This window comes from Afipia clevelandensis ATCC 49720 (genome assembly GCF_000336555.1).
GTDB lineage: Bacteria > Pseudomonadota > Alphaproteobacteria > Rhizobiales > Xanthobacteraceae > Afipia > Afipia clevelandensis.
In genome coordinates, this window is sequence record NZ_KB375281.1 from 1,734,541 (window position 1) to 1,744,117 (window position 9,577).

Sequence of the window (9,577 nt, forward strand, 5' to 3'; positions counted from 1 at the left end):
CATTTTGCACCTCCCGCTAAAATCTTGGCGGGGGCGCAAGGTGAAGGTCAGGGACGCGATTACGCTGCTGGAGAGAGATGGCTGGTTTCTGGTCGCGACCCGCGGTTCTCACCGGCAATACAAGCACCCGCTTAAATCCGGCCGCGTGACAGTGGCAGGAAAGCCTTCGGACGACCTTGCGCCGGGCACATTCAACAGTATCTTGAAGCAATCTGGACTGAAGGATAGCCGCTGATGCGCTACGCAATCGTTATCGAGAAAACCGAAGGGAATTATTCAGCCTTCGTGCCCGATCTTCCGGGCTGCGTTGCGACGGCTCAAACAATCGCTGACGTCGAGACTGAAATTCGCGAAGCCATCCGCTTTCATATCGAAGGCCTGAAGGCCGACGGTCTTGAGGTGCCGCTTCCTACAAGTCTGGCTGAGTACGTGGAAGCGTAACGTCCATCGCGATCCCGAGGTCAGCCTTAATCCCTTAATCCACCCCCTCCACCCGCAACGACCTCGGCGGCTGGCCCATGGCCTTGCGGAACGCCGCCGAGAACGCGCTTGAGCTGCGATAGCCGTTGCGCTCGGCGACGCGCGCGATCGGCTCGCCCGCGACGATCGCCTCCAGCGCATTGTGAAAGCGTACGCGCTGACGCCATGCGGCGAAGCTCATTCCCAATTCGGACTCGAACAGCCGCGCCAGCGTCCGCGATGACGCGCCCGCCACATCCACCCAGCTCTCCAGCGTGAGTCTGCTTGCCGGATCGGCCAGAAGTGCGTTGCAGACGCGCAGCAGGCGCGGATCGCGCGGCATCGGGATCACCAGCGACAGCCGCTGCGCGCGGGCGATCTCCGCCAGAATAAGAAATGCCACCGCACCGGCGCGGCCCTTCTCGTCATAGATCACCGGCTCCTCGACCATCGCCAGCACCAGTTCGCGGAGCAGAGCTGAGACTTCCAGCACGGTCGGGCTGGATGGCAGATCGTCGCTGGCGCCGCGCGAGATATAGAGCGTGCGCATCTCCACCTGCCCGCGAATGCTGATCGAATGAACCGTCTTCGCCGGCAGATACACCGCGCGGTCCGGCGGCACGATCCACGCCTCATCGGCGGTGCGCACGCGCATCACGCCGGTCACCGCATAGACAAGCTGGTCGCGCGCATGATGATGCGGCTCGATCTCGGAGCCGTCGCAAAAGCTCTTCGACATCGCCGCCAGCGGACGCGGCACGAATTGATAATCGCGGGCATCGGTGCTGCGGCGGGCCATAAGCCAAAATCCTGAATGGCAGTTTCTCGACGATTTTTGGCATGACAGCGCCAGCGTGCCAAGGCTACTTTTCACCTCAGAATCGAGAATACGCCCAGCAAGAGGCTCCCATGACGCGCGACCGCATCCATTTCCTGTTCCTGAACATCGGCCATTATCTCGACCACCTGTTCACGCTGATCTTCGCCACCGTCGCGGCGCTCGCGCTCTCGCGGGAATGGGGCCTCAGCTACAGCGAACTCCTGAAATATGCCGCGCCCGGCTTTTTCGCCTTCGGCGTGTTCTCGTGGCCTGCCGGATGGCTCGCCGACAAATGGAGCCGCGAAGGCATGATCGCGGTGTTCTTTGTCGGCATCGGCGCCGCCTCGATTGCAACGGCCTTCGCGCAGACGCCGCTGCAGGTCGGCATCGGCCTGTTCGTGGTCGGCGTGTTCGCCGCCATCTATCATCCGGTCGGCCTCGCCATCGTGACGCAGAAGTGGAAGAACACCGGCATGCGGCTGGCGACCAACGGCATCTGGGGCAATCTCGGCGTTGCCTCCGCCGCGCTGATCACCGGCTATTTCATCGACCACGGCGGCTGGCGGATGGCGTTCATCATCCCCGGCGTGTTGTCGATCGGCGTCGGCATCCTCTACACCCTCCATCAGTGGGGCGAGATCGCACATGCGCACCGCAAGGTGGCGGCCGCCACCGTCGCGAGCGCGCCGCAGACCGCCGACATGAAGGCGCTGTTGCTGCGAATTTCCGCCATCGTGTTCCTCACGACAGCCGTTTCAAGCCTGGTGTTCCAGTCCACAACCTTCGCGCTGCCAAAAATCTTCGACGAACGCCTGCAGGGCATCGCCACCGACATGACGCAATGGCTGTCCGCGAGCGGACTGACGGCGGCCAAGGGCGATATCGCTACCATGGTCGGCGCGTTCACCTTCATCGTGTTCGCGGTGGCGTCGATGGCGCAGCTTGTGGTCGGCGCGCTGCTGGACCGGCTCGGCCCGCGCACCGTGTTTATGATCGTTGCGGCGATGCAGGTGGTGTTTTTCGCCGCCATGCCCGGCCTGCGCGATGCATGGGCGCTGGCCGCCGCGCTCGGCTTCATGCTCGGCGCGTTCGGCCAGATCCCGATCAACGATTTCATGATCGGCAAGATGGCGAGCGGCGAGGCCCGCGCCCGCATCTACGGCATCCGCTATGTGGTGAGCTTCACGGTGTTCGCGCTGGCGCTGCCGATGATCTCGTTCGTCTACGGCAATTACGGCTTCGACACGCTGTTCTGGCTGATGGCGACGTCGGCAGCGATCATCTTTGTCGCGGTGGCGTGTTTGCCCTCGAAACTGCCGCAGCCGGCGGCCGCGGCGGCGTAAATCTCGTCATTGCGAGCGAAGCGAAGCAATCCATTCTTGAAGAAAGCTGGATTGCTTCGTCGCTACGCTCCTCGCAATGACGACCGAAACCCATCACGCCGCCTGGTTGATCTCCGCCGAGACCTGGCGGATCGCGCGGGCCAACTGGTCCGCGGGCTGCGCGCCGGAGACTGCGTATTTCTGTGCGAAGACAAAGGTCGGCACGCCGGAAATGCCCTTGTCGGCAGCCTCCTGCGCATCCGCTGAAATGCGCTCCACATCCTCGTCGGTGGCGAGGCGCTTGCGCACGCTCTCCGCGTCGAGGCCCACGTCAGCGGCCGCCTGCACCAGCACATTGCTGTCGGTCAGGTCGCCGCCGTCGCGGAAATAAAGCTCCATCAGCCGCTGTTTCATTTGCGCGGCCTTGCCCTCGGCGTCGGCCCACAGGATCAGCCGATGGCAATCAATGGTGTTGGGCTGGCGCTTCACGCTGCCGGGATTATATTGCAATCCCTCTTCCTCCGCCGCCGCGACCACGCGGCCCGCGATGTTCTTGTAAGCCTCGGGCGAGCCGAACTTCGCGGTGAGGTATTCATCGCGGGTGATGCCTTCGCGCGGCACCCAGGGATTGAGGAAAAATGGCCGCCAGTTGACATGGACCGGAACGTCGCTCGCCAGCGCCAGAGCATCCTCGATGCGCTTCTTGCCGATATAGCACCATGGGCACACAACGTCGGAAACGATGTCGATCTGCAGCGGTTTCAGGGCCATGGCGTGTCCTCACGAATGTGAACCCGGAAGATAAGCCACACCGGCCATAAGGCAAGGCACTACACCCCGGTGTCGTCCCCGCGCAGGCGGGGACTCATAACCACCGGCTGCGGTGATACGGGGAAAGAGGCAATCGGCTATCGCAACAACGCTGATAATTCAGGGAGTATGGGTCCCCGCTTTCGCGGGGACGACCGCTGAAAGATCACATCTTACCCCTGCCCCTTCGCCATCGCCCGCATTGTTTCGGTGGTCACCTCGTCCGCCGGAAAGAATGTCTCCAGCGCCAGTTCGGACAGCGTGACATCGAGCGGCGTACCGAACACCATGGTGGTGGAGATGAAACTGAGCACGGTGTCGCCCATCTTCATCCTGAACGGGACGGCAAGACTGTCCGCGCCGGAGGACTGCGGCGCCTTCCGCGCCGGGATCGGATAGGTCTTCAACTCTTCATAAAGCGCGATCAGGGCCGGATCGGCGGTCGCCTCGCATTGCCGATGCAAGCGCTCGAGCAGATGCCCGCACCATTCCGCAAGATTGACCGTGAGCGGCGCAAGGCCCTGCGGATGAAAGCTGAGGCGCATCACATTGATCGGCGGGGCAAGAAGCGCCGGCGCGACACTGGTCAGAAACGGCGCGATCATGGCGTTGGCCAGCACTAGATTCCAGTGCCGGTCCACCGCCATCGCCGGATACGGCTCATGGGCTTTCAGCACCGTCTCCATCGCCTGACGCGCGGCGGCCAGCGCGGGATCGTCGAGCGAGCGATTGGGAAAGGCCGGCGCGAAACCCGCCGCCACCAGCAGCACATTGCGCTCGCGCAAGGGCACATCCAGCCGCTCGGCCAGACGCAGCACCATGTCGCGCGACGGCGCGGCACGTCCGGTTTCCACGAAGCTGAGATGCCGCGCTGAAATCTCGGCGTCGCCCGCCAGATCGAGCTGGCTGAGATGGCGGCGCTGCCGCCACTCGCGCAGGTGATCGCCGAAATGGCTGGGCCGTGCGGTCTTGACCGAAGTCTTGGCGGCGCGGCGCGCCGATGTGTGTGCGTTCATCATGGCAGAAGCCTACCATGCAGATTTCGCACGTTCCATTACCTGACAGGTAATCGAATTGGGCGCGCGGCCGGATCATCTTCGCCATGACAGGAGATGACCTCATGACCACGCGAACGACCTCACCCGCACAGACACCCCGCACGCAGGAGCAACCGGCGCCGAAGCCTGGCGGCTCCATCATCGAAACAAGCCCGCTGGCCTGGGTCGCCAAACTCGCCAAGCGCCTGCTCGCGCAGTCGCTCAACATGCCCGAACCGCTGCTGCATCACACCGGCGTTTTCGTGTTCGCGCATGTGCAGGCCGCCGAAGACCGTGCGCTGAAAACCCTCTGCCCGCTCACACTGCTGCGCCAGTTCCTCGCGCAGCGCCGCAAGCCCTGATCGCTCACGTCCACCTCACCAAAGGAGAACCACCATGATCCATCCGTCCCCCTTCCTTCGCCGTGCCCTTCAGATCGACGCTCTCTTCAGCGCTGTGTCCGCGCTGCTGCTGGTGTTCGGCGCAGGCTTTCTTGCTTCGCTGACAAACCTGCCTGAAGATTTTCTGCGCAACACCGGTCTCGTGCTGGTGGCGTTCGTGCTCGGTGTCGGCTATCTCGCCACCCGCGACATGATGCCGAAGATCGCGGTATGGGCCGTAATCGCCATCAACGCGGTCTGGACCATCGACAGCATCGCGCTGCTCGCCAGCGGCTGGGTCTCGCCCAATCTGCTCGGGCAGGTCTTCATCGTCGCGCAGGCCATTGCAGTCGGCGTGTTCGCGGAGCTGGAATTCATCGGCCTGCGCAAGAGCGCGGACGCGGTCGCGGCCCGGTAAGAACTTCCTAACCAAAAGCCGGGCGGAAACACTATTCCGCCCGGCTTTTTTCGTTTCCGTACAATTTTATCGGTCTCCCTTGCTGCCACTTAATGCGGCTCGGCTAGCCTCATCGCGTTGTCATGGGAGCCGGACATGTCGGTCATGGAAGCAGATTTTGGCGACGAAGCCGAACCGAATGAAGATACATTCGACCATCGTCTGCCGCTGGTGCTGCTGCGCGAACGCCGCCGCGAACTGGTGATGGAAATGCGCGCACGCGGGCCGAAGCTCTCGACCGTGCTGATCCATGAGATCGCGGCGATCCAGCAGACCATCAAGGCCGTCGAAGCCGTCATCGCCGAATAAGGCGGCCCATTCATCCCGGCTGATGGCAGGAAACAGATTCAAGGGACGGTCAGCGCAACGCCGCCGTCAGGCAGCGTGCCGGATTACAACGCGCGCTTGACCCGGGTGGCGGCTTTCGTCTGCACGCGCGATAGCGGCCTGGTCCGCGAAGCCTTGGTCTTCGTCGGCTTGCCGGTGCCGCGCGCATGGGCATTGGCCTTTGCAGCGCCAAGCGGATTGCGCTTTTTGGCAGCCTTCGGGGTAACAGCCTTGCCGACGGCCTTCGTCGCCTTTCGGGCAGCCTTGTCGGCCTTTTTCGCGGCTTTCTTCTCGGCCTTGAGTTTCAGCCGCAGCTTTTCAGCGCGCGCCTCGGCGCGCTTCTTCGCCCGCTTCTTCTCGCAGTGATCGCACTTGCAGCCGATGGGTTTCAGGAAGATTTTGAAATAGTCGGTGCCGTAGTCGTAGTTGATCTCCTCGCCCGGCTCGATGGTCTTGATGGCGCGGATAATCACCTTGCGCTTGCGCGAATTGACATCCGACTCGGCGTTCGGGCGGCACGCATGGTTGACATAACGGGCGATGTTCTTGCGCGTGGAGCCATCGATGGTCCAGCGATTGTTGATTTCAAACAGATACTTGTTGTCGATGTCGTCGTGCTTCTTGTTCTTCGAGTCGAGCAGCGGCCCGAAGTAGCGGATGATCTTGGTGCCCTTCTTGATCTTCCGGGTGGCGAAGAGACCGAGCCCGGTCTTGGACCGGCCGATGCGATAGGGCTTGCTGGACGAGATTTCGGGCATGGCTCACGGACGACTGAAAGGGCACAAAAGCTGAGAGTGCTTCTAATGCGATTCCACGTATCATGACACGTTTTTCGCGAGCGCGGCATGAACGATCCACACGCCTGATGCGACAAATGCAGGCAGATTCTGCAGGACAGCTCAGACCGGCAGGTTCCCTGTCTATCGCGCAGCGGCGCCGGAACGGCGGGCCGCCGGTTTGCTGGCGGCCCGCTTGCGGCCGACGCGCCTCTTCGCAGCGGGCTTCTTCTTTGAAGTTGAAGCCGCGCGCATGTTGTCCACGAGATTGGGATAGCGCCGCCCGGCCCGCTTGGCGCGGGCCTTGGCGGCCGATTTCTGTGCGGGCGAGAGATGTCTGGATGCCTTGCCCGCGCGCTTGCGCGGGTTGTCACGTTTCCAGGGCGCGCGGGGTGTTCTTGCCATGCGCCGTTAACGCACGACGGCGAGAACGGTTGCCTACTGGCAGGCCGGCGTCGGCTTCAGCATGGCCGCCAGCAGTTCCTCCGCGGTGACGCCGGGCGTCGCATCGAGAATGTGCTGCAGGCGTCCATCGAGATAAAGCATCGCGAAGCCGTGCACCTGCGACCAGATCCGCGCAACATCGGCGGCCTGTTCGATGGTCAGGTGATCGAGTTCAAGATTTTCATGACGCTGCGCGGCAACGATGCCCGCCAGCTTGGCGAACGCCGCCCTGGAGGCTTCATTCAGCATCGGCCGGCTGTGATCGAGCCGCTCGGCGCGGAACATGAGCTGGAACATGCAGGGATTATCGCGCGCGAACGCGACGTAGGCATTGGCGCGGGCGCGCGCCGCCGACATCATGTCCGGCCCCGCTTCGCAGGCCGCCAGACCGAGCGCGGCGGAAAACTTCTGGAATCCGATCGCGGCGAGCTCGCTGAGAAGACCCGTGACATCGCCGAAATGATGCGCCGGCGCGGCGTGCGAAACACCGGCCTCGCGGGCCACCGCACGCAGCGTCAACCCGTTGATGCCCTCGCGCTCGGCCACCCGCTTGGCGGCCTGAAGCAGCGCCTCGTGCAAATCGCCGTGATGATAGGGGGCGGCCCGGCCGGTCTTCGGGGCCGGTCTGGCGGCCCCTGGGGATGGTTTTTTCGCAGCCGCAGCCTTCGGCAGCGGCTTTTTTCCAGCCGCCGCGGCTTTGGGGAGTTTTTCCCGTCTGGCTGCGCTCTGCGTGCTCATACCAGCAATCTAGGTATGCATTTTGACGCTGTCAAGATTTTCCTTGACGACTCCCCGGCGAGGCCCTAAATGCATCTTTACAACGTCAAGATACCAACCGGCAGACCCGCCATGGCCCTCTTTCTGATCCTTGCCCCGTTCGCGACCTTCGCCACGCTGATGATGCTGACCACGGTCAAGATCAGCCTGCTGGCGGGCGCCGCGGTCGCTCTTGGCCTGGTCCTGCGAGATATGGTGGCCGGCCGTTCGATCAAGATGCTGACCGCCGGTGCGCTGGCGATTTTTGCGGCGCTTGCCGGCTATCATATGATCGCCACCGACATGACCCCGACCTCAGTCCGTCTCGCCGTCGACGGCAGCGTTCTGGTCCTCGCGCTCGGGTCGATCGCGCTGCGCAAGCCCTTCACGCTGCAGCATGCGCGCGAAGTGGTCGATGCCGAGACCGCCCAGCGTCCCCTCTTCCTGCGCACCAACTACATCCTCACCTGGGTGTGGAGCGCAGCCTTCGTCCTGATGCTCGCCGCCGACATGGTGGCGATCTACATGCCCAGCATGCCGCTGTGGATCTGCGCGGCCATCGCCTTCGCGATCCGCAACAGCGCCATCTACTTCACCCAATGGTACCCGAAGCACGTTCGCGCCGGGATCGCGGCCAGCGCCACCACGGCTGCTGCCTGATCCGGACTGCCCCTCTCACCGACCAAGGAGCCACTCATGGCCCGCACCGCTTTCAAGATTCTTCTCGGCTTTCTCTCCACCGCCGTGTTCTTCGCAGCCTTTGTGCTGATCGGGGACGTCGTGCTGGCGGCCCTGACGGCAACCGCCGTCGTCGTCGCGCAGGTCGTGTTCGGCCGCACCACCGGCGCAAAGCCCAGCGCCTCCATCTGGGCCAGCCTTGCGCTGGTGTTCGCCCTGACCGGCCTGACGCTCGCAGGTGACGACACCGCATCGGCCGCGCTGGCCTTCCCGGCCGAGGTCACCGGCTCGGTCTCCAACTGCGCCTGCAAGCCCGGCACCAAGCCCGTCAGCACGCCGCTTGCGCCGCATTCCTCATGGAAGGCTCTTGCTCCCGCGCCGACAGCCGTGTGACATTCGGCCCCATGGCCGCAGTCTTCCGTCAGCTTTTCACCGACTTCTTTTCCACCATCGTCTTTCTCGTGGTTTACGCCGCGACGGGAGACATCCTGATTGCGACCGCCGTCGCCATCGTCGGCGCGGTCGCGCAATTCATCCGCGCGCGGATGCGGCGCGAAAAGCTCGACATCATGACCTGGGCCAGCCTCGCGCTGGTCATCGTGCTCGGCACCGCGACGCTTCTGACCAAGGATCCGCGCTTCGTGCTGGTGAAGCCCAGCATTGCGCATTTCGCCATCGGCGCGATCATGCTGCGCAAGGACTGGATGCTGCGCTACTCGCCGCCGATGGTCCGCGACAACATCCCTCACCTCGCAACCATCGCGGGCTATTGCTGGGCCGTGCTGATGTTCATCCTCGGCGCCGGCGTCGTCGCGACCGCCATGACCGGCGACGTCAAGCTGTGGGCCTTCTACGTCACCGTGATCGCCATTGGCGCCAAGGTCGTCGCCTTCGCGATCCAGTATGTGGTGTTCCGTATCGCCATCACGCGCAAGCTGCGCGCCGCCGCGGCGGCACAGGCGGCGAACTAGGCCCGCCCCAGCACGCCCTTCCGCTTTGCCGGCTTGTCCTTGACGAATCCCGCGCCGATGCGGTCGCCCTCGACCCAGGCCAGCGTGCAGCGGCGATGCGCCGTTCCGCGCGACGACAGGACGAGGAAGAATTCCTTCAGGTCGAGCCCTGCGAGACTGCCGAGAACCCGGAGCAGCGCACCGGTCTCCGACACATCCAGCATTTCGCATTCACGCTGCCAGGTGCCGTCGATGGCAAGTATCCGGACAGTGACACCGCGCTCGAAATTCACGCGGGGTGCGGCTCGTTTCTCTTTATCCATTGTGTCTGAAATTACGCAGATGTCCCGATATGGCCGGG

At 63.5% G+C, this 9,577-nt stretch carries 16 protein-coding genes; 9 read left to right on the forward strand and 7 right to left on the reverse strand.

Annotation, left to right across the window (positions count from 1 at the left end):
* Positions 1-40 precede the first annotated feature (40 nt).
* The gene (locus HMPREF9696_RS08185; protein ID WP_040301270.1) at positions 41-235 is read left to right on the forward strand and encodes a type II toxin-antitoxin system HicA family toxin; all 195 of its coding nucleotides are present in this window, start codon (positions 41-43) and stop codon (positions 233-235) included.
* Positions 235-441, forward strand: coding sequence for a type II toxin-antitoxin system HicB family antitoxin (locus HMPREF9696_RS08190; RefSeq protein ID WP_002712505.1), 207 nt, complete (start codon positions 235-237; stop codon positions 439-441). Before HMPREF9696_RS08185 ends, HMPREF9696_RS08190 begins: the two co-directional genes overlap by 1 nt.
* A gap of 34 nt (positions 442-475) precedes the next feature.
* Here the strand turns inward: HMPREF9696_RS08190 and HMPREF9696_RS08195 are convergent, their stop codons facing one another.
* Positions 476-1,258 carry an AraC family transcriptional regulator gene (locus tag HMPREF9696_RS08195; protein WP_002712506.1) on the reverse strand — a complete coding sequence of 261 codons (783 nt, stop codon included), beginning with the start codon at positions 1,256-1,258 and terminating at the stop codon, positions 476-478.
* Positions 1,259-1,368: 110 nt separating this feature from the next.
* On the opposite strand from HMPREF9696_RS08195, the gene HMPREF9696_RS08200 reads away from it, so the two are divergent.
* A complete protein-coding gene (locus HMPREF9696_RS08200) occupies positions 1,369-2,622 on the forward strand; it encodes an MFS transporter (protein ID WP_002712507.1) in 1,254 nt (417 codons plus the stop codon).
* A gap of 93 nt (positions 2,623-2,715) precedes the next feature.
* Here HMPREF9696_RS08200 and HMPREF9696_RS08205 read toward each other — a convergent pair whose 3' ends face one another.
* Positions 2,716-3,372 carry a DsbA family oxidoreductase gene (locus HMPREF9696_RS08205; RefSeq protein WP_002712508.1) on the reverse strand — a complete coding sequence of 219 codons (657 nt, stop codon included), beginning with the start codon at positions 3,370-3,372 and terminating at the stop codon, positions 2,716-2,718.
* A 212-nt stretch (positions 3,373-3,584) separates the two neighbouring features.
* Positions 3,585-4,427, reverse strand: a complete 843-nt coding sequence (locus tag HMPREF9696_RS08210; RefSeq protein WP_040301899.1) for a helix-turn-helix domain-containing protein — start codon at positions 4,425-4,427, stop codon at positions 3,585-3,587.
* A gap of 104 nt (positions 4,428-4,531) precedes the next feature.
* Between HMPREF9696_RS08210 and HMPREF9696_RS08215 the strand changes: the two genes are divergently transcribed.
* The 3 genes from HMPREF9696_RS08215 (at position 4,532) to HMPREF9696_RS08225 (ending at position 5,594) form a co-directional block, all read left to right on the forward strand.
* On the forward strand, positions 4,532-4,810 hold the full coding sequence (locus HMPREF9696_RS08215; protein WP_002712510.1) for a hypothetical protein: 279 nt from the start codon (positions 4,532-4,534) through the stop codon (positions 4,808-4,810).
* Positions 4,811-4,844: 34 nt separating this feature from the next.
* Positions 4,845-5,246 carry a hypothetical protein gene (locus HMPREF9696_RS08220; protein ID WP_002712511.1) on the forward strand — a complete coding sequence of 134 codons (402 nt, stop codon included), beginning with the start codon at positions 4,845-4,847 and terminating at the stop codon, positions 5,244-5,246.
* A 135-nt stretch (positions 5,247-5,381) separates the two neighbouring features.
* On the forward strand, positions 5,382-5,594 hold the full coding sequence (locus HMPREF9696_RS08225) for a hypothetical protein (protein WP_002712512.1): 213 nt from the start codon (positions 5,382-5,384) through the stop codon (positions 5,592-5,594).
* Positions 5,595-5,677: 83 nt separating this feature from the next.
* Here HMPREF9696_RS08225 and HMPREF9696_RS08230 read toward each other — a convergent pair whose 3' ends face one another.
* The 3 genes from HMPREF9696_RS08230 to HMPREF9696_RS08240 all read right to left on the reverse strand — a co-directional run bounded on the left by HMPREF9696_RS08230 (position 5,678) and on the right by HMPREF9696_RS08240 (position 7,570).
* Positions 5,678-6,370, reverse strand: coding sequence for an SET domain-containing protein (locus HMPREF9696_RS08230; RefSeq protein WP_002712513.1), 693 nt, complete (start codon positions 6,368-6,370; stop codon positions 5,678-5,680).
* Positions 6,371-6,532: 162 nt separating this feature from the next.
* The gene (locus tag HMPREF9696_RS08235) at positions 6,533-6,793 is read right to left on the reverse strand and encodes a hypothetical protein (protein ID WP_051053226.1); all 261 of its coding nucleotides are present in this window, start codon (positions 6,791-6,793) and stop codon (positions 6,533-6,535) included.
* 33 nt (positions 6,794-6,826) lie between these two features.
* On the reverse strand, positions 6,827-7,570 hold the full coding sequence (locus HMPREF9696_RS08240) for a TetR/AcrR family transcriptional regulator (RefSeq protein ID WP_002712514.1): 744 nt from the start codon (positions 7,568-7,570) through the stop codon (positions 6,827-6,829).
* A gap of 111 nt (positions 7,571-7,681) precedes the next feature.
* On the opposite strand from HMPREF9696_RS08240, the gene HMPREF9696_RS08245 reads away from it, so the two are divergent.
* From HMPREF9696_RS08245 to HMPREF9696_RS08255, 3 genes are read left to right on the forward strand one after another with little or no spacing between them, the layout of a single operon-like run.
* Positions 7,682-8,248: a hypothetical protein gene (locus tag HMPREF9696_RS08245; protein WP_009736934.1), complete on the forward strand. Its 567-nt coding sequence runs from the start codon at positions 7,682-7,684 to the stop codon at positions 8,246-8,248.
* Positions 8,249-8,284: 36 nt separating this feature from the next.
* Entirely contained in the window at positions 8,285-8,659 is a 375-nt protein-coding gene (locus tag HMPREF9696_RS08250; RefSeq protein WP_002712516.1) for a hypothetical protein, read from the forward strand.
* Positions 8,660-8,670: 11 nt separating this feature from the next.
* On the forward strand, positions 8,671-9,237 hold the full coding sequence (locus HMPREF9696_RS08255; RefSeq protein ID WP_040301271.1) for an inner membrane-spanning protein YciB: 567 nt from the start codon (positions 8,671-8,673) through the stop codon (positions 9,235-9,237).
* Here HMPREF9696_RS08255 and HMPREF9696_RS08260 read toward each other — a convergent pair.
* Complete coding sequence (locus HMPREF9696_RS08260) at positions 9,234-9,539, reverse strand: PilZ domain-containing protein (RefSeq protein WP_040301273.1); 306 nt, start codon at positions 9,537-9,539, stop codon at positions 9,234-9,236. The two genes, HMPREF9696_RS08255 and HMPREF9696_RS08260, sit on opposite strands and share 4 nt — an antisense overlap.
* Between the last annotated feature and the right edge of the window lie 38 nt (positions 9,540-9,577).